The organism is Peredibacter sp. HCB2-198, from assembly GCF_045999315.1.
In the GTDB taxonomy this organism is placed as follows: domain Bacteria; phylum Bdellovibrionota; class Bacteriovoracia; order Bacteriovoracales; family Bacteriovoracaceae; genus Peredibacter.
Genome location: NZ_CP174607.1, coordinates 3474909 through 3495529, shown reverse-complemented (window position 1 = coordinate 3495529; position 20621 = coordinate 3474909). Strand labels below are relative to the sequence as shown.

Here is a 20621-nt window from a genome sequence, read left to right as displayed (position 1 = left end):
CCCATAATTCCATCCTTCTAAAAAGTTCTTTGATTGCCATCCATTATTGTTAATGGAGTTTTTATTGTAAAGCCTATACTGCAGGTCTTTTACTGCCATATTTGGTTTTTAGGCCCGTAATTCCCCACCAAAGGAATGTTCCGATCCATACTAAGCAGGCCACAGGATGCAGCATCGCTGCTCCCCATCTTTCCTGAAAAACGATTTTGGTAAAAAAGCGGTAAAGGACAAGCAAGAGAATGCTCGCCAGTGACCAGAACGGGTGAGTGAAAATGCAGAAAATTGGAAAAGACCAAATGAAAAGGGAAACGAGGTAGAGCCAAAGCCCTGTGCGGTCACCTTTAAGCCATAGTTCTTCCCAGTAAATTCGAATTTGGGCAGTTTGAACCTGAATATCTTCCGGGTAGTAACGAAGAAGGTGCTTTTCAGCGAAGGCCAGGATGTAAGTACGGTTCTCAAGGTCCCATTTTTTAGCAAGAGCTTCTTTCCAAGACGGAAGATTGATTTTGCTGAAATCAATTTCTTGGAAAAATGAAAGCGGCATTCCCATCCATCCCTGAGAAAGAGAAATAAGTGGATGAGAAATATTGCGACGGATTTTTCTAAAGCCAAAGATGGAGGCCAGGGCCAGAGTCGGGTTGATCGAAGCAACGGCCTCACCTAAAACAGAAAGTTTCGCGGTTTGAGGGAGCGTGAAATAGGCCTTCTGTTTTTCTGAAACCAGACGACTTAAAGAAATAAAAGCGTGCTCAGTCGGAACCAGTTCAGCGTCCCCGATGATCACCACTTGTCCGCGGATTTTTGGTGCGATCTGTTCAATCATCCAAGGCACTGACTCACGACCAATTGGGCGCATGAGGAAACTGTGAAGTTCAACGTAAGGAAGCTTCTGATGAAGTTCCTGCCAAGCATTCACGGCCGGATGATGACCGTCGATGAGGATGTGGATTTTTAACTGACCATTCAGTAAATGAAAGTCAGTAAGATTTTTTAGCCATGGCTCCAGATAAAATTCTGAACGAGATGTAATAGGGATAATGAGTTCCATTGAGCCGGAATAACGATCATCAGCACTCAACTGAGTGCCAACCAAAGCATTCTTCACCAAAGTATAAATCATGACTACCGTCAGCCCCAGGGCCAGAAGTCCTAACATGTCGTCGCCTTTTTAAATCCGTTTGTATAAGATTATCGTATGAATAAGCGTCAGTACATGCAAAAAAGTTTCGAGCGTCAGCGTCTTTTGAACAAGATTATGGCAAAGCCCGGTCCCTTTCCTTATGTCTTAATTCTCGACCACTTAAAAGTGGATTTTAACATTGGTAAAATCATTCGTTCTGCTGAGGCCTTTGGTGCCCATGCGGTGGATGTAGTGGGGACATCCTTTTTCGACCCTATGCCCGCCAAGGGCTGCATGAAACGAGTGCCGTGGACGATGCGAAAAACCTTCCATGAAAGTTATGAACATTGGGCGGCCCAAGGATATACATTTTTTGGATTTGATGTGGATGCCCCGAAATCTCTGCATGAGATCAGCTTGCCTGATAAATCGGCCTTCATTCTAGGTCACGAAGGATTTGGTTTTACTTTTAAGAAAGAAAATTATCCGGCGATTCAGCCGATTAAAATTCCGCAATTCGGACTGGTAGAAAGTCTCAATGTTTCTGTTGCTGCATCAGTCGTGATGTATGAATACGCTCGAAGCCGAAACTTTAATCCAGCAGGGTCCCTCTAAGATTGAGGGACAGGCTGTAAAGTAGACCTAAAGACATCACCCCAAAAAAGAGGTGAGGCGGTTGAGCATTGGCCGGAAAGCCAAAGTAGTTCAACGCAATCCCCGTGAACACGTTTCCGAGCACACAGAAGAAGGCCATCAGAGTAAGAAAGAAGGCCCCACGTTGGAAGCGCTGTCTTTGAAAATACGCTAATAGGTAAATGAACAACCCAATAATCACCAATGAGAACGTGCGGTGAACATAGAAAGTTGGCCCGAGGAAATTCATGATGGTGTCGGCAGAGGCCTCCATTGTGTCACGCATGAAGTGATCCACTTGCTGACGAACTTGAGTTCCTAAAAGAACTTGCACGAATGTCGCTGCTACAAGAATACGAGTGATGAAGAGGGCACGACGATCAATTTTTTGAACAATGGCCGTGTTCTGTAGATCTTCACAGTATTTTCTGAGATACAGAAGTCCGAATAGAAGCACCAGGGCCAGGAACATATGAATGGTGATAATGAATGGCTTTAAGTGGGTTGAAACCACCAATGCTCCCACTCCACCTTGAACCAGGATCAAAAAGAGAAGTCCACCGCAAAACCAAGGTAAATTCCGCTCGTAATTTCTGACTTTAAATGAGGCTCCAAATAAGGCCACAATCAAAATACCGAGAATTACCCCGAGTAAACGGTTGATATATTCGGTCCAGGTCTTAAACGGATCAAAATCTGCGATGGTTTTTCCCGCAATTTTGTAAACTTCTTTATAATTAGCAGGCAGCTCAGAAATATCCATTGGCGGGATCCATTGTCCAAAACAATGTGGCCAGTCAGGACAACCTAGACCAGAACCGGTTCCGCGGACGACCGCACCGGCGAGGATAACGAGGTAAGTTCCAAGGATGGAAAAAAAGATGAGTCGTTGAAAGGCTTTCATAAGGCCACAATAGCACGTTGATTTTGCTTTTTCATCACTAAGATGATGAAATATTAGTGATTTAAAGGATTTTTACGAATGTTTACACTTGAGATACTTCTCCTGGGTCTTGCTCTTGCGATTGATGCGGCGGTGGTGACCTTTGCTCTAGGGCTGCTCCAGGTCCACCTTTCGAAAGGTGAGAGAGTAAAACGTGGTCTCATGATCACGCTTGCCTTCGGGATTTTCCAATTTCTCATGCTTTGGGCCGGAAGTTACGCCGGTTACTTATTCACGTTTTCAAGCTACGGGTATCTCTTCCAATTTGTGGTCGCGACCATTTTCTTCCTGATTGCTTTCAAGTTTGTTCAGGAGAGTTTAAATGAAGAAGATCGCGATCTTGAGTGGGGCCTTATGCCGCTTATTCTTTTAGGATTTGCGACCAGTATTGATGCCCTGGTTTCAGGAGTGAGTTTTGGAACACTTCCTCAACCATACTTTGCTGCAGGTTCAGTGGGAATTGTTACGTTTTTAGTCTGCGGTTTGTTTTATCTCATTTCACAATTTTTTCAGAAAATTCCGGACAAGTGGTTACTTCGTTTTGCCGGACTCATTTTTATTATTTTAGGAGCGGAGATCGTTCTTGCGATTTTCTATAAGAGGGCCTGATGAACATTGATTTCAAAGAATTTAAAGAAGCTTATAAAGTACTTGGAAAAATTATTCATCCAACACCGCTCATCTATAACGAGTGGCTTTCAAAACAATATGGGTGTGAAATCTTCTTGAAGTTAGAGAACATGCTTCCGATCGGATCATTCAAGATGAGGGGAGCGACTTATAAAATATCTTCGCTTTCAGCGAAAGAAAAAAAGCAAGGTGTGCTGGCCGTGAGTGCTGGTAACCACGCCCAAGGAGTGGCATGGGCCGCGGCCCGTTTCGGAGTGAAAGCGACGATCATTATGCCGGAAGGTTCTCCTCTGACGAAAATCAGAAACACGGAAACTCTCGGAGCGAAGGTGATTCTTGCTGGAGCGAGCATTGAAGATTCTTTTGCCTACGCTCAGGAACTCATGAAGAAAACGCCAATGGCGTTTGTACATCCTTATCAGGACCCTAAAGTGATCGCTGGCCAGGGGACAGTGGCCTTTGAACTTTTGGAGCAAATGCCGGATATGGATTATATTTTCTCGTCAATTGGTGGCGGTGGTCTGGTTTCAGGCATGGGCCAGGTGCTGAAAGGCAGTAAGGCCAAGACAAAAGTGATCGCGGGCCAGGCGACTGGGTGTAGCGCCATGGTGGATTCCCTTAACTCAGGGAAGATTAAACAAATCGAAAAAGCAGAAACTTTCGCTGATGGTATTCGAGTGAAGAACGTTTCTCCGGAAATGTTCGGGCTTCTTAAAAAAGTTGTTGATTCAACTTATTCGGTGGATGATGAGAAGCTTGCGTGGGCGATTCTCCAATTGATGGAAAAGGCCCGTGTGATTGCAGAAGGTGCGGGAGCTCTTCCTCTGGCCCTGTTTGATCAGCTTCATAAAAAAGATCCGAAGAAATTTAAAAACAAGAAAGTGGTGCTGGTGATTTGCGGTGGGAACATTGACGTGAATCTTCTAGAGAGAATCATTGATCGTGGTCTTATTGAATCCAATCGTAAGGTTCGTATCGCGATTCCAATTGCTGATAGGCCAGGACTTCTTCATCAGCTTACCGGCATTATTAAAAATGTGGGAGCGAACGTTCTTCAAGTCGTGCATGATCGTGATTCAGTGAATACCGGAATTTCAGGAACCAATGTGATCTTTACCCTTGAGACAAAAGGGAAGGAGCATTTGGACCAGTTACTCAAGGAAATGAAGAAAGACTTCCCTCAATGTCAGATCGTTTAATGACTAACTAACGGAAATTCAAAGGGGATATAGATTTTCTTTATATCCCCATCGAAATTTTCAATTATATTCGTCACAAAATTTGGTCCATAATCGTCTTTGTCATATATGGGGAGTAGCTCACTTCATAACGAAGTTTTCTATGTCGTCAACACGGGGAGACCCCGGCCAGAAAATAACGAGCAAGACCATACAAACTAAGACGAGGAGGATTCTATGTCTTATTTTATGGTGTTATTAATGTCATTTACACTTGTCTCTTGCGCGAGCTATTCACACAGACCAGTTACTCCCGATAATCAAGAGGCCATTGTCTTCGACGGTCAGTCCATATCATTCAGATAAGGACTGACACGCTTCTTCGAACTGTGCTTTTTTAACTCGCATTCCGTCTGAGTAAATGTAGGCCTGCTCTTTCATGAGTTTTTCAACAAACTCATTGATGGCCTTCATTTCATTTAGAGCAATACGTGGATCTAGTTGAACACGGTCTTTGAGGTTAGAGACCTCTTCATGGTGACGAGCGGATTCTTTTTCAAAGTCTGAGAATAGTTCCTTACGTTGTTTTTCGTAGGCCTCAACTTTATCAATCCCAAGCTGAACATACTTCTTCTTAAACTCGCGCATGATTTGTTTTCTCTGCGTATCGTTTAGCTCCGGGAGGGCCTTATAAAGGCCTTCAGGAGTCGCGGCCTCTTTATTGGTAAGAAGTGATTCACAGTATTTTTTGAGATTGCCTCTCTTAATGTTATGGTCGAAGACGCGGAATGAATCGCGGCAATCATCCACGATGTCTTCCACCAGTTTCTCGGTGTCTTTTTTGTTACGCTCGTAAAGTTCTTCGCGCTGTTTGTCCTGGGTCTTTTTAACCTCTTTGGCGAGCTTTCCTTTTTGAATGTCTTCTAAAATCTCAGCTCCTTCGTTCTGTTCTCTGGCAAGTTGCCAGTTAAGGGCCTCTTCCGCTTTAAGAAGGTTAGGACGGGCGTTTTGGAGAACGCCTTCCACTTCTGCGAGTTTTCTGAACATCTCTTTCAGGTCAAGACACATTTTCTTTTGAGGATCGGCCATATCGAGAATCTTCGCCAAACTTTGGAACTCAACCAGCTTCTGATTAAGAGGAACGAGCTCCTCAATACAACGGTTCTTCTTGGCGTCTTCAATCTGGAACTCAGTCTCTAAAATGTACTTCTGAATATTGGCCAGGACTTCACTGTTTTCGAGTTGGAACTTCTTATGAAGGGCCATGCTCGCCAGAGCAGAGTCGATACTTAGTTCAAGACCCTTAGAAATTTTTGAAGTGTCTTCATAGACCTTCATGGCATTTGCAAACTCACGGAGAAGTTCTGCCTGTTTCATTTCTTTTAACTCACCGGTCGCCCACTTATAAAGAAAGCTCACGGCGGTCGTTACACCACTAATGGCAAGGTTCGCGACACTTGCGCCAAGAACGGCACCGGCGGCACTGTAAGTCGCCATCTTAAAAAGATGTTTTGGATCCACCATCTTCTCGGCCACAACAAGACCACGATCCGATTGCTCTCTGGCAAGAGCGCGCCATTCTTGTGACTCTTTCTCAGTCATCGCTCTCCACGCCTGAGATTCTTTCAAGGCCTCGTCGGCCCTTTTGTCGGCCATGGTGGTGAAGTCTTTAATGTTCTTGTTGGCCTCTTGTAATTGAGCATTGGTTTCGGCGTAATTTTGGTTAAAGGTCCCAACTTGAGTATTGATACTTGTATTCAAGTTTCCAATTTGAGTGTTTGTGTTGGCCCAGTTGTTGTTGAGATTACCAATTTGTGTGTTGGTATTGGCCCAGTTCGCATTCACACCGTTCATTTGGTTATTGAGGGTATTGTTTATGTTTCCAATCTGAGTATTGGTGTTGGCCCAGTTCACGTTAGAATTGGCCAAATTATTGTTTGCCACCCCAATATTCGTATTAAAGTTTCCGAGATTACCGTTTAGGGCCGTGAGCTGAGAATTGGCGTTCACTAACTCACTTTGAATACTGCTGAGATCAAGCCCTCCCGGTAATGAACCAGTGCTTGAATTCCCTGAACGACAGAGCAGGAGACACATAGGGTTCCCGGCACATTTCGTACAATCGGTTTGAGCGTAGGCCTCTTCGATAAAAGGATTGAGAATTTTAAAGATAGGGAAACTTGAAACTTTATCAGAGATCTTGTGATACTTCCGGTGAAGAAGTTCCACCTCGAGAGCAATCACACGTCCATAGGCCGGACGATAAAAACCCGAGGAAACTTTGATCTTCTTATTTTTAAAAGAGACAAACACCACCACCTGACGATTAATATCCGGGCGGTATCCCTCAAAGCGCGTGGCCCCATTTAACTTCTTTTCATGAAGGCCCACTAAACGAAATTCTTTGCTTAAAAAGTCTCGAACTGAATCAATGGTCTGAGGCCCAGTGAAGTTGAGCTCCATGTTAGTCATCTGGGCGACAGTAAATTGAGAGTAGGGAGTTACAATTTTACGCTCATAGCTCTCCATGGTGTTACCGGCCTTGGAGCCTTTGGTGATCACCTGCCACTTCTTCAAAAGAGGATCATCAATGAGACCCGCATGAGAAATCTGACATAGTAATAAGAGAAGAACGCTTAAAATTGAGTTTTTCATATCGCACTTGTCGGTTAATCAACTAAAACTCTTGAATTCTGGCGACAGTGTCTAAATTTTTGACGGCCCTTTCCTTCTTACAGCATACCTTCAACCATTTCCGGGCCCAACCTATACTGCTCTTAATCTTTTTAAAGGACACCTTATGAAGCGGTTAGCGCTCCTCCTCGTTCTCTTATGGTCGGCCTGGGTCTTTGCTCAGGATAAGGGAACCATTCCAGATCGTTACATGAACGATCCGGCAGTGGATCTCACTCGCCATGGAAAGCTATTGATGCCAGACGAGGTACACAAGCTTCGTGAGGACTCAAAGGGACGCTTTGATATTTCAACTTTAAATCCAGAGGAGAGTTCGGATCTCTGGAAAGATGTTTTTGTTAAAGACTTGCCTGAAGATAAAAATCCTGTGATTGATATGGACGAAGTGAATTATCATTCACCAGTTCTGTCACCATCAGGGATCTTCCGCTTCAACATCACGAATAGTGGTGACGGCAAGCTTTATACCATGATGCTCTCTAAGAATGTTCACTCGGTACTTCTGGCGAAAAGTCTTCTTCGTAAAATCGGTTATCAGATCCCAGATATTAAATATCTTCCAAGAGTCATCCTTAAATTTAAGAATGAGTCTGATAAGAAAGGCTTTAGTTCTTACTTAGAAAATGTGGCCTTTGCTGGTGCTGCGAAAAACTGGATTGTTGAAGAGCTGGAAGATAATAAGCTTCTTCTTCAAGATCTGGTGATCATGGATTCTAACCACACCATCTACAACCTGGCAGTTGGTGTGACGTCAGATATGATTCAAAGCCGTCGTCTTCTATCGTCTCTGGCGGTTCCTCTTTCCATTGTGAACCTGACTGAAAGTGTGAATATGCTTCGCTGGAACGTTGGGGTGAAAGACGGTAATGGAATCGCTCTTTTTCACGATCAGCTCCCTGAGTTCCAATGTACTTGGGACGATGCTCGTTGGATCTCACGTCGTATCGAGAAACTTACTCGTGAAGACTGGAAAGAAATTGTTGATTCAACTCATATCCCTAAAGCAGTTCAGATGATTTTGGTGGAGAAGCTTATCTCTCGTCGTAACTCGGCGATGAAGCTTTTTAAAGTGGACGCAGACGAACTTAAAGTGGATTCAAATATTTCTAATGGGGTCGAACTGGTAAACGGGAAGCTCACTCAACAAAACTGGCCGGGATACGCCAGCCGTTTTGCTTACGGTGATCCTGATTCACCACTTGCCGATTCAGAGATGCGCTCGTTTCTTAAGTCTCGTGGGATTTCAACACTTCTTGATTTAGTGGTGGCGCAGATAAACCAAATCCCATTCCTGGGAACTGATATTCAAAAAATTAATAATGAGAAGTTTCAGGAAGAAGTCAATAAAGTGATTGCTGATTCAGTTGGTAAGTCTCAACCTCAAGAGCTTCCACTCAAAAGTTGGATATTCCCAACGTTCCGTGGTCAGCTGATTCTTTCTCGAAATTTAGTGACGGGTACATATCTCGGTACTGATAATCTGGTTCAACTTGTGGACACGGTAGGAGTGGCAGTCGGGGCCGGTGGTTTCGTAGGTGTGATGGGTCTGCCCACTCCGCTTACTGCTTATGCCAGCGGTGAAGCTCTGATGATGAGAACCTATGCTCACCTTCGTCCCGTAACAAGTATTCAGAAGTCTCTTAAGTATCCTTTTAAGAACATCATGATCCCGCTAGTGAAGCGCGACTACGGTCAGAAGCTTCACAATGCAGCCACGATTGCCCTCGATCCAAATGCCTCAGAGGAAACTCGCGTGGCCAAGATCGAAGAGGCCTTGAAGCCCTTTAAAGATTCAATGGATGTCGGTGAATCCATTCTTATCACAGATTCACTCGCCACATATGCCGGGGCCAAGGTAGGTGCGGGTTATGAGAAATTCATCACGGCCTCAGTTGCCCTTTCTCCAGGACATCAGGTGGTGTCTCGTTTCCACGTTCACCGTAAATCGGCCGATACTTTCCAAATCTATCGAGATCTAGGAAATGTTGGTTCATTTGGACTTAACTTCACTCTTGATTCGCTTATTCCTGTGCTCGATGTGAGTTATAAGAAGTCTGCGGGCCATGCTCGTGTGAAGTTTTATCAATTGAATCTAAATCCTAAGAACCCTGATGTTCTTAAGAACGCTTCACTTCTTCGTCGTGCGATTGTGTCTTCATCAACAAGAGACATTGAAGAAGACGAGAAGGGCAGGCCTTTCATTTTAAAGCATAATTTTAAAGAAAGCTCACCGCAGTTGAAACTCTTCTTCTGGCAATGGCAGTGGCTGAACTCTTCAACTGATATCACTGTGACAAACCCTAAGGGAGATGAGCGCTACTTCCGTCGTCAGTACCACGGTATTACAAAAGGGAGAAACTATCAGGCCTATGTGAACCAGTTGATCTCTCACTGGGTGAACTTGATTTTCGAAAGAAAGGCAGGTCTGTCTGAAGGTGGTAGCAACCCTGGTTACTCTTATAAGGGGTCCGGTGAAACACGTTACCTCACTCTCGATGAGGAGCTGACTCAAACGGGTAAGAAGATTGAGCCGTTTGTGAAGCTCTCTCGCATCTATAACGGTTGGAGCATTGATCGTAAGAAGGCCGAGAAAATTCTCGACGATATGAAACAGCGTTACCGTTTCGATTTCTTCAACGCTCCGGTGTTGAATGATACTCGTCGAATTTTTATGTACAACATTTCTCTCAATATCTTCTTCTATAAGAACGGTATCGAAACGCTTCTTTCAATGAAAGACGAAGAGATTAGACAGATCTTCCGCGAAAATATGCAGCAGAAAAATCTTATGATTAATCCTGCTAGCGTTGAAGACGCTGATACGGGTGTGGATAAGTTCATCCGCTTCCTCGCTCGTTTCAAAAAGTATGAAGAGAAGGGTGATTCGGTCAAGGCCAACAAATATCTTCTTAAGGCCCTTTCTCAGGCAGAACTGAAAGTGAACCTCAAAGGGATGATTGCCCTCATGGGTGGCGAAGAGAACATCTATATGAATTCGAGAATCGATGGATTCCGTGAAGGGGACGAGGATGGTGATAAGGCCATTGTTTCGAACTCTCTAGGAGAATTTGGTTCTTCAAATATTCTGGGCCCAGTGGTTCAGGTACAACGCCAGTCTGAGATGATTGAAGGTGAATTCTTCATCTACTGGATGATGACGAGGTTGATCTAATATGAAAAAGCTATTATACGCCTTCCTCCTCATGACGACTGCCGCTCAAGCGGTGATCATCCCGGTAGAAAAATCAGAGCGTCTGGTTGAAGACGAACTCTTCTCTTATCAATGGGCCCTTTTGAACCAGGGTCAGACCCTGATTCGTGAAAAAGACGATATTCACAATTTGCCGATGCAAGGAGTGGCCAATAAGGACATTGGTTACAGATCGCTGGTTCATCATCAATCCAGCAATCGTCCAATCGTTGCCGTTCTGGACTCTGGAGTGGATCTCACGCATCCAGAACTTCAAGGAAACCTTTGGAAGAACGAAGCAGAATGCGGAAAAGATCCAAAGGTAGATAATGATGGGAATAAGCTACCGGGTGACTGCCACGGATGGAACTTCACGGAGGCGATTGACTCTGATGAGGCCAAGGATCCAAGTGACATTGATGGACACGGTACTCATATTGCGGGGATCATCGCTGCCGCTAACAATGGCATAGGTATGGTTGGAGTTGTTCCAAACGCTCTGATTATGCCAGTGAAGGTGATGAAGGACTCTGACTCAGACTCTCAGGTGTCGAGTGCAGAATCTTTCGCACGAGGGATCATCTATGCTGTGGATAATGGCGCAGATGTCATCAACATGAGTCTCGGATGGCCCCGTTCGATGGAAACCAAGACTTTGCGTGATGCTGTAACATATGCTCTTTCTCAAGGAGTGGTGATCGTAGCAGCGGCCGGTAATAATAACTCAGCTGAGCCACTTTTTCCGTGTGCTTATGATGGTGTTGTTTGCATTGCGGCCTCAACAATTAATGGTGATTATGCCGGATTCTCAAACTACGGTGGACACGTTGACGGTGTGGCACCGGGAGAGAGCATCCTTGGATTAAATCCTCTTTTCTTAGAACCAGATTTTTTTGCAGTTCCGGGATACGAGCTTCGTTCGGGAACTTCTCAGGCCGCTCCTTTTGTTGCTGGTCTTGTGGCCGCGCTCAAGGCCCGTAATAAAGACATCAAGATTGATGAAGTCTTCGCTCGGATCTATCAAGCACAACCAAATCCTGATAAGAAAAAATACACTGGCGGTGGTGATATTACTTGGGACATCGTAAACCAAGAGATCGCATCTCCTGTGGTGCGCCCGGTTTTAAAGCGTGTTCGTCAGATTACTTTTCGTAACGGAAGTGCTGAAACGAAAGTCACGATTCCGGTTCGTAACTTTGGAGTTTTAAGTGACGAAGTGCTGGTAAAAGTCGAGAGTCTTTCAAAATCAATTTCAATTGATTCAGAGGCCCAAACCATTCCGGGTCTTCGTCAGGGTGAATTTAAAGATCTCCTTTTCAATGTGAAGCTTAATGACTTCTCACTTGAAAGCAGTGTCGATATTAAAATTACGATTGAGACCAACGGTGAGAGGCGTTCTTACTTAAATGAAATTCCGGTCGCTCGTGATGTGACCCAGGAAGCGAAGTTTAGGAAAAGCACGTTTGCTTATCTCGATAGACCACTTCCTGTGGGAGGGGTCCGCAATGGTGAGATCACCTCACTTCTTTCAACGGTTGAATCAGTTGTTCAGTCAGATAAGCATGAGTTCTTCATGCGACGAATTCTTTCTGGTGATACGAAGAAACTTGAGCTGACACTTTTTAGTCGCAAAGGCGATAAATATATTCAAGCACCAAATTTGATCTTGGTTTCGGATGCCTTAAATCTGGTGAATTTCATCCGTGTGGATATGAATCTGGATGGTAAAGAAGACTATCTTGTTCACACACTTGCAGAAAAAGATGGGAAACGTTTTTTCGTGTTCTCGTTCTATAACGAAGAATTAAAACCTCTATGGCCCGGCTTCCAGGACGTGAAGCTGAGTCTTGATCTGTTTTTAGCGAGCATGAATGATCTTTCCTTCATTAAGATGAATCATCCAACTCTTGGAGTGATCATGGTACCGGCCTTCTTTACGGAAGGTCAGTTGCCCGTGGTTGATCAGGTTCTCACTTCTTGGGACAGACAGGATACGACTCGTAAGAATCGTCTTTATTATCTTGAGCCGATGAATGATTCGACTTTAAGAGTACGCGCTCTGACCACGAATGTGTGGGAAGAGGGGCTTAAAGCGGAACTCAAGAGTAAGTGGTTTGAGACGGTAGAAGTAGAGCAGATTATGCCGACGTCGAAGACTGATGCGGAAAAAGGTCAGCTAAGAGCATTGGTGTCTGTAGGGCTCGGAACAAAACGTCAGCTCTTTATTCATTCGTTCCAGGTGGGAGCGAATACTCACGGAAAAAAATTACCACAACTTGTGCTGGAACCAGAATCTGTAGATCCACTTCTGACTGTTGATGCGAACGGTTTGACGGTGAATGGTGAGGTGTTCTTCAACATCTATGACCGCACACGTGCCAAGCTTGTGGCGACTCGTGGTGAATCCCAGGTGAATGAATTCATTTTTAAACATGAAACAGAAACGGATTTAGTGGCGGGCCACATTGCTAGTTTTGAAAAAGGTCAGAACCGTTTTACTGTTTTCCAAAGCCGTGAAGAGCTGATTGCTGTGACAACAGGAAATATGTCGAAGCGAACGACACGTCCAAAGCTCCGTTACAGTTTCTTATCGCAGAAATTTTTGTCGGAAATGTATTTCCCGGTGACCTATAAACGTAATGGAGTTTTAAGTCCGGCCCTTTATGTGGACTCAACGGCCATGACTGGAAATAGGATTTATCTTTTTGAAGAACAAAACGGAGAGTTAGTGGCCAGTGTTAGAAACTCAATCGTTGTTCCATCAAACTGTAAGGCCTTAAATCCGGTTTATTCTGAGCGAAGTGGAACCCATGAGTTTGTGTTCCTTTGCTTGGAAGACAACACCTGGGTGATTAGAAACTACGAAATGAATTGATCATTATATAGATAACATCTTTGCTGGGGCCACTCTGTCTGAGTGGCCTTTCATTTTCTAACGGCCTCAAACATCAGTGCCAAGGTGTCTCTTTCAGAGGGGCCAGAGCGCATCTTGCGCGGCGTCAATGATATAGTTTCAGAGTCATACTGATCCCAAAAAAGTTGGCAAGCATCTTGCTTAGGTATTTTACATACACTCATAAGCAGGAAGCTCATCGAGATGTTTAAGTTTCTTAAACATAGGTGCGCTTTATTCGCATTTTAAAAGGGGAAGGGAAAATGAAACTACAGAAGGGATTAGCGACTCTAGCAACTCTCTCGCTTCTAGGACTGTCTGTTGCATGTAACGACAGCGGTGATGGTGATGATAAATATGCCCAGGGTCTCGCTGATGGTAAGTCCCAAGGATATCAAGAAGGTTATGACATCGGTTACGACGATGGTTATGCTGACGGGGACGCCGCTGGATATGAGCGCGCTAAAGCTTACTTCGCGTCTGCTGATTACTTAAAAGGTTTTGAAGACGGTAAAATCGAAGGAACAAATCTTGGTTACAGCCAAGGTTACAACGTAGGTAAACAAGACGGTAAAACTGAAGGTTACAATACTGGTTACAATGTTGGTTATACTGACGGTGATGCTGATGGATATGATCGTGGATATGACCACGGTTACGATGATGGTTGGGACGCTGGTGGAAGTGGTGCCTATAACTCTGGCTACGCCGCTGGACAATCAGCTGCTCAAACCACTGCTTATAACAACGGATATGCGGACGGCGAGGCCGATGGTTATGAGCTAGGTTACGATGATGGTGCAAATGACGGTTATGATATTGGTTTCAGCGATGGTTACGATATGGGTTACGACGATGGTTACTACGGACTATCAGTTGGCAAAACACAGAAGCTAAAAGGGTATGCTAACGTTCTGTCGATGTTCCATAACGATGTCATTGATTACTCAAAGATCGCGACCCCGAAACAAACGAAGCGTGGTCTAGTTGCTAACGGTAAACTGTTGTTCTCTGAAACTTCAGTAACGAACAAAGATACTTTAAAGCGTGCTGCTGCCGTAGAACAGTACCTTGTAGTAGAGATGGCAAAACAAGTTAAAGGGAAATTTGGTCTATCAGCTGAACGTTCTCTAAAAGTTGCAAAAGCTGCTAACCACTTCAGAAAGTATTCTTCTAAGCGCGCTCTGACTGCTGAAGATACTAACGCTTATGCTACAGAGATCATGGGTTCTAACTTCGCTCAGATCACTAAAGCTTACGAGAGTGGCATGAAGGGAGACCTAGCTGGCTTTAACTCTGTCATCGAGAAGGCCGCTGCTAAAAACGAAACTTCTCCAGAAAAAATGGCAGAAATCGTAACTAAGCTCTTCATCTAATAACAACTAAACACGGGTCGCCTTCGGGCGGCCCTTTTTTTTGGATCAAAAAAATGAAAAAACTAATCACTCAACTACTGCCTCTCTCACTTTTAGTGTTGATGGTTTCTTGCGGAGAAAGTCCGAAAAATAGATATAACGAAGGCTTTCAAGAAGGGCGCGCTCAAGGCAAGACCGAAGGTTACGAAGTCGGATATGATGACGGTCAGGCCGACGGAGACGCCGCCGGTTATGAACGTGCTAAGGCCTATTTTGAATCTGCTGGTTATAACGAAGGGAAAGTTGACGGTGGTAAAGTTGGTTACACTCTAGGTTATAACAACGGGTACAAAGTTGGTTATAACGAAACCAGTCCAAGTGCCTATAGCACTGGTTACACTCAAGGAAAATTAGACGGCGATGCTGACGGCTATGATCGTGGTTATGATGATGGTTATGGCGATGGTGATGACGCAAAATATGAATCAGAATACGATCGTGGTTATAGTGCCGGAGAAAATACGAGTCAGTACTCCCATTACTACCGTGGGTACGATGACGGTAAGTACGATGGGTATGACATTGGATATTCGGACGGTGAAAGCGATGGATATGATATAGGATATTCTGATGGATACGACATCGGGTATTCAGACGGTGAGTGGGACGCTTTCTCAATCGGGAAATCGAAAAAACTTAAAGGCTATGCGAACCTGATCTCGATGGCCCATAACGATATTATTGATTACACAAAAATCAAAATGCCTAAATCCACTCGTAAGGGTCTAGTGGCAGACGGCAAAGTCCTTTTCTCTGAATCTTCATTAACAAATAAAGATACGATGAAGAGACAGGCCGTTGCTGAACAGTATCTCGTAATGGAAATGGCCAAACAAGTGAAGGGGAAGTTCGGTCTTTCCGCTGATCGTTCTCTAAAAATTGCGAAGGCCGCCAATCATTTCAGAAAGTACTCAGCTAAACGTGCTCTGACTTCTGAAGACACTAATGCTTACGCTTCTGAAATCATTGGTAGTGATTTCCGTGCCATTGAAAAGGCCGTGGATGAAGCTCGTCACGGTGATCTTTCAAAATTTTCGGCCGTAATGGAAAAGGCCGCTGAAAAGAACGGAACTTCTCCGGAAAATATCACGCTTCTTATTACTAAATTCTTTATCTAACCTCTCGAAGGACCTGGAAGTACAAACCTCCAGGTCCTATTCCTATAAAACCACTCCGGTATTTCGGCATTTTCTGCAAAGTTGACCCCATTTCTGGCCCAATTATCCTATTAGGAGAATGGGGGGAATCCATGAATAAAAAATTAGTCTTAGCTGTAGGGTCGCTTTCGACTCTTGCTTTCCTTGTTGGCTGTTCACAAATCACAAAACGTGAAGTTGCGTCTGTAGACAGTAATGGAAAAAAATTGGGTGTTGAGGTCGTTCCTCCGACTGAAGAGGCCGCTACGAAAGAGATTCTTGCCCTTGTAAAAGCGGCCTATAACAAACCACAACCAGGTAACAGCTATGCTCTTCGTATCATTCACGGAAAGCAGCACGGATGTGTGCGTGGTGAATTTAAAATTAATTCTGATATTCCAGAAAAATATCGTTTCGGCGTTTTCGCAGAACCTGGTTCAAGTTTTCCAGCTTGGGCACGTCTTTCAAACGGTTCAGGTAAAAAACAACACGATAGTATGCCAGATGCGCGCGGCCTTGCGATTAAGCTCATGGAAGTCAAAGGTGCTAAACTTGCAGATGAGAAGGGAACACAAGATCTTCTTTTCCAAAGCAAGCCAGTGTTCTTCGCTTCAGATGTTGAAGCTTATGTGAAATTTATGAAGTTCACGGCCAAAGGTGGTGCTGGTGGAGTAGGTGATTTGATCAAATCAACGAACCTGATGGACCCAAAAGATCGTAAGGGCATTCAAATTCTTGCGACAGGGTCGGCCGATCATATCAAAAACCCTCTGACAGCTGAATACTTCAGTGCTCTTCCTCAGAGACTTGGTTCTCACCAAGCGATGAAGATGAAGGCCTATCCTTGTCCTCCTAAAAATGGGCCAGAGGCCGGTTTAAAAGATCAGATGAAAAAAGATTACCTCAATATGATTATGACCGATCACTTGGCCTCAAGTGATGCCTGTATTGAGATCGCAATTCAGCTTCAAACTGATGCTGAAAAAATGCCAATTGAAGACGCTACAGTGAAGTGGGATCCGGCCCTTTCTCCATTCGTGCCCGTGGCCCAAATGACAATTCCTAAGCAGTCATTTAACTCTGAAAAACGTCAGGATTTCTGCGAACACATTTCATTCAATCCTTGGCATTCCATCGAGGCCCATCGTCCTCTTGGTGGTCTGAACCGCGTTCGTAAATTAGTTTATGAACACAGCCAATATCAACGCCACGATCTTAATAACCAACGCCGCTCTGAACCACAGGCCAACGAATCATACGAGTGAGGAATCATGGAAGACAACAAAAAGAAAGTTAACCGACGTGATTTTATTTCTGCTGGAGCAGGTGCCTTAGCTGGTGCTGGTTTCTATGGGGTTCTTCAAAATGGACAAGAGGGCAAACAGGTAGACCCAAGTCGTGAACCTGCCTCAAACCCACGCGGGCCAGATCCAAGAAACATTGCCAATAACTTCAAACAACTTAAAAAGCACTATCCAGTCGTGATCATCGGCTCTGGTTACGGTGGTTCGGTGCTTGCGGCCCGTTTGTCGGCGCAAGGAAAACAAGTTTGCGTTCTTGAAAGAGGACGTGAGTGGCACCCGGGAATGTTTCCCAAAGACGGTGGAGATCTTACCAAAGTAGCCTTCAATAAAATGAATCCGAAAGGTCTGGTTGATTCAAACATTCATAAAAAAAGTAATGTCGATATCATCTGTGCTTCGGGCCTTGGTGGAACGTCACTTCTAAACGCGGCCATTGCTTCTCGTCCTGAAGCTCTGGTGTGGCAGCAAAAAGACTGGCCCAAAGAAATTCGTGAAGACTTCGCCAATGGCAAGATCACGAGCTATATGAACAAGGCCCAAAAAGTTCTTGCTTCAACTCATCATCCAGATGCCATGAAAGTGAGAAAGACCCAGCTTCATAAACAAATGGGTGAGGAACTTGGAGTTCCAGTTAAAGAACTTCTTCTTAACGTGAACCATACATTTGATAAGCAAAAGAACGACTACGGTGTGGTCCAGAACGCTTGTACCATGTGCGGTGACTGTTGCTCTGGTTGTAACGTTGGAGCTAAAAACGTTCTAACGGTGAACTACCTCCCGCTTGCAAAATCTCAAGGTGCAGAAATCTACACTATGATGGATGTGAGCTACGTTGAGAAAACGAAAGAGGGTAAATACGTTATTCATTATATCAATAAGGAAGATAAAGAGATTGAAGGGGTGATTACTGCTGACGTTCTGATCATGGCCGCGGGCTCGATGGGAACAACACAAATCATGATGAGATCTCGCTTTAAAGGTCTTCGTCTTTCAGAGGCCCTTGGTTCTCGTTTCTCTGCAAACGGTGACATCATGGGGTTCAGTTACAACGGTCTAACTCAAACAGATATTCTTGGGCATGGTTTGAATAAGCGTTCTGGCTCAACCAGCGGTCAGGCAATCATGGTGTATGCTGACTATCGTAGCGAAAAATACGATCCAAAAAATGTTGACCTGATGGAGCGCTACCTTCTTCTTGATGGAACAGTTCCAAGTGCTCTGGGTCCAATGGTTTCAAAGGCGTTTGCGGCCTGGGCCTTGGCAAACTCTAGCAAGTTCTCAGACGAGCAGATGAAAAAAGTTCGTCGCGATCTTTTCGATACGGCCGAGCCGGACACAGATGGGGCGATTAATAACTCGCTTATCTTTTTTGCTTGCGGACACGACTCTTCAAATGGTCGCTACCGTCTGGATGATTTTGATGATCGCGTTCACGTGGTTTGGCCGAATGTGATTAATGAGAAAGGTTTCCAAACGATTAACCGTGAGATGGCAAAATATGCGAAGGCCCACGGTGGTATCTATGTGCCAAATCCTCGTATGACGGTGTTCGGTCACCGAATGATGGCGACTCACCCGCTAGGTGGTTGTCCAATGGGTGATGATGCTCAGACAGGTGTGGTGGATCACTATGGACGTGTGTTCACTGAAGACGGCAAAATTCACAAAGGTTTCTTCGTGGTGGATGCGGCCATCCTTCCGCGCTCTCTTGGTGCAACTCCGCTTCTAACTGTTTCGGCCCTCGCTGAAAGAATTGCTGATCACATTAATTCAGATCATACTCTCAGAATTTAATTAACTCTGGCCCATGTCTTTGGATGTGGGCCAGTTTCTTCCCAAATAGCTTAAAGGCTCGTCCAGCCATCTTACCTCTAGTCTTCCTACACTGATTGTTATCTCGTTTGTTTTTACATATGCCCTTATCAAATCCTTTACATTACTAAGCTGCAAGATCGAACTATATTCATCCATCTGCTTTGATCCGTGCTTTTGAGAATTAAAAAGAACGTACTGAATGGCGTTTCTGGTTTCTCGGAGAGTTTTGAGAACATGTAGATGATATCTTTCTATTTGTACCTTTCCGAGTTTAAGTCCTTTCGCAAATGTGACCGTGAGTGATCTCATTCCTCTTGTGAGAATTTCATTCGAGACCGCTTCAACAATGAGATGAATATGATTACTTTGCATCGAATAATGTAGAATCCTTAGTCCATGTGACCTGGAATTGATAATTGCCCGTTTCAAGAGTCGGAGCGTAGTCTTATTTTTGATATTGGTTCGGTACTTGAAATTAATATGAAGGGGAGTTCGATGATTGACGTGTTCTCGTTCCCGATGAGCAACGCCTCTGGAGTGAATGCGCTTCCTTCCGGAACCTTTTCTTCGACCTCCATGTCGGCCCTTATCAAGATTGAGTTTTAACTGTCCCATCTGCGCTCCTTTTGAAAAGGGCACATGTAAGACGCCTAGGATGATTAAGAAAGTCTATTGAGGGAAAGGAGAAAGGTTAGTGCAGAAAAGAAAAGGCCCCGCGAGAAGCGAGGCCTAAAGTTTTAAAGAAGTTTTTGGCAAGGGCCTGAGACCTTGGCCTTGTTTTCGCGAAGGCACTTTAGAACCATGCCATCTTTGAAAGGGGCCTTAGGACAATGCTTTAAACGATCTTGTTCACACAGTTCCACCATCTGATCCACTTTCTTTTCTTGAGTGGCGCGGTACTGGCGACAAGAATTACTGAGCTCATTTTCATTCACGGTCAGGCAACGCTGTTGATCGGCCGGACCGATGCCCATTTTACAGTGAGTGATAAGATCACGGTAACAAGGATTGGCCTTCATCTTAGCGTTCTCATTGTCCACTAGCTTTTTGCAACTTGGATTAAGCGCCGGACCTTTTTTCGACAAACAGTCTTGAATGTCCACGAAGCGCACCTGAGTTTGACAGAACTTTTCAGTATCATCAAAACACGGGTTGTTCTTTTTAAGGTCTGCGATTTTCTTATCGACTTTGTTTTTACAAAAAGTCGAAAGCTTCGCTTTGTTCTTGATCAAACAACGGTTGATGGCACCTTCAGGTTGATTGATCTCGCTATAACAGTTATTGGCCACATCTTGGGCACAAACGTTACGAACAATGATTCCACCTTTCTTCTTTTTGAAATCTGCTGAGCACTTGGCACCCAGGCGGCCTTCATTCTTAAGAAGACAGTACTCAATATACTCAGGGTCAGTTGGAATATCTGAGCAGTACTCAGCAAGATCTTCGAAACAAGGATTCTTCTTGCCAGTTTCCTGCTTAAAGGTCTTTAGTTCCGCCGCACAAGCGCGAGAGAGTTGTCCCTCATAATCTGATAAACAACGAGCAAGCTGACCTTTACCCGGATCAGTCCCTTGGCAGAACTTTTTGGCGTCCTGATCGCAAGGGGAGGCGCTTACTTTAAATGCAAAAAGCAGAACTGCTGCTGCAATTAATTTCATGATCTATCTCTT

14 protein-coding genes are annotated in these 20621 nt (G+C 44.5%); 9 read left to right on the top strand and 5 right to left on the bottom strand.

Annotation, left to right across the window (positions count from 1 at the left end):
- Positions 1-73: 73 nt before the first annotated feature.
- Entirely contained in the window at positions 74-1156 is a 1083-nt protein-coding gene (locus ACJVC5_RS17580) for a hypothetical protein (protein ID WP_408096853.1), read from the bottom strand.
- Between the two features lie 39 nt (positions 1157-1195).
- On the opposite strand from ACJVC5_RS17580, the gene ACJVC5_RS17575 reads away from it, so the two are divergent.
- Positions 1196-1735, top strand: a complete 540-nt coding sequence (locus ACJVC5_RS17575) for a TrmH family RNA methyltransferase (RefSeq protein WP_408096852.1) — start codon at positions 1196-1198, stop codon at positions 1733-1735.
- On the opposite strand, the gene ACJVC5_RS17570 is transcribed toward ACJVC5_RS17575, so the two are convergent.
- Positions 1713-2657 (bottom strand): COX15/CtaA family protein, encoded by a 945-nt coding sequence (locus tag ACJVC5_RS17570; protein ID WP_408096851.1) that lies wholly within the window; start codon positions 2655-2657, stop codon positions 1713-1715. The two genes, ACJVC5_RS17575 and ACJVC5_RS17570, sit on opposite strands and share 23 nt — an antisense overlap.
- 78 nt (positions 2658-2735) lie before the next feature.
- On the opposite strand from ACJVC5_RS17570, the gene ACJVC5_RS17565 reads away from it, so the two are divergent.
- A complete protein-coding gene (locus tag ACJVC5_RS17565; RefSeq protein ID WP_408096850.1) occupies positions 2736-3305 on the top strand; it encodes a manganese efflux pump MntP family protein in 570 nt (189 codons plus the stop codon).
- Positions 3305-4525, top strand: a complete 1221-nt coding sequence (gene ilvA, locus ACJVC5_RS17560) for a threonine ammonia-lyase (RefSeq protein ID WP_408096849.1) — start codon at positions 3305-3307, stop codon at positions 4523-4525. The genes ACJVC5_RS17565 and ilvA overlap by 1 nt, the downstream gene beginning before the upstream one ends.
- 333 nt (positions 4526-4858) lie before the next feature.
- Here ilvA and ACJVC5_RS17555 read toward each other — a convergent pair whose 3' ends face one another.
- Entirely contained in the window at positions 4859-7159 is a 2301-nt protein-coding gene (locus tag ACJVC5_RS17555; protein WP_408096848.1) for a hypothetical protein, read from the bottom strand.
- Between the two features lie 145 nt (positions 7160-7304).
- Here ACJVC5_RS17555 and ACJVC5_RS17550 point away from each other — a divergent pair, with 145 nt between their 5' ends.
- From ACJVC5_RS17550 to ACJVC5_RS17525, 6 genes are all read left to right on the top strand, one after another.
- The gene (locus tag ACJVC5_RS17550; protein ID WP_408096846.1) at positions 7305-10370 is read left to right on the top strand and encodes a hypothetical protein; all 3066 of its coding nucleotides are present in this window, start codon (positions 7305-7307) and stop codon (positions 10368-10370) included.
- 1 nt (position 10371) lies between these two features.
- A complete protein-coding gene (locus tag ACJVC5_RS17545) occupies positions 10372-13263 on the top strand; it encodes a S8 family peptidase (protein WP_408096844.1) in 2892 nt (963 codons plus the stop codon).
- A gap of 281 nt (positions 13264-13544) precedes the next feature.
- Entirely contained in the window at positions 13545-14657 is a 1113-nt protein-coding gene (locus ACJVC5_RS17540; protein WP_408096843.1) for a hypothetical protein, read from the top strand.
- A gap of 53 nt (positions 14658-14710) precedes the next feature.
- The gene (locus ACJVC5_RS17535; RefSeq protein ID WP_408096842.1) at positions 14711-15814 is read left to right on the top strand and encodes a hypothetical protein; all 1104 of its coding nucleotides are present in this window, start codon (positions 14711-14713) and stop codon (positions 15812-15814) included.
- A gap of 131 nt (positions 15815-15945) precedes the next feature.
- Positions 15946-17097: a catalase family protein gene (locus tag ACJVC5_RS17530; RefSeq protein WP_408096841.1), complete on the top strand. Its 1152-nt coding sequence runs from the start codon at positions 15946-15948 to the stop codon at positions 17095-17097.
- A 6-nt stretch (positions 17098-17103) separates the two neighbouring features.
- Entirely contained in the window at positions 17104-18930 is a 1827-nt protein-coding gene (locus tag ACJVC5_RS17525) for a GMC family oxidoreductase N-terminal domain-containing protein (protein ID WP_408096840.1), read from the top strand.
- Here ACJVC5_RS17525 and ACJVC5_RS17520 read toward each other — a convergent pair whose 3' ends face one another.
- Both ACJVC5_RS17520 and ACJVC5_RS17515 read right to left on the bottom strand, forming a co-directional pair.
- Positions 18931-19323 carry a hypothetical protein gene (locus ACJVC5_RS17520; RefSeq protein ID WP_408096839.1) on the bottom strand — a complete coding sequence of 131 codons (393 nt, stop codon included), beginning with the start codon at positions 19321-19323 and terminating at the stop codon, positions 18931-18933.
- 365 nt (positions 19324-19688) lie between these two features.
- Positions 19689-20609: a hypothetical protein gene (locus ACJVC5_RS17515; protein ID WP_408096838.1), complete on the bottom strand. Its 921-nt coding sequence runs from the start codon at positions 20607-20609 to the stop codon at positions 19689-19691.
- Between the last annotated feature and the right edge of the window lie 12 nt (positions 20610-20621).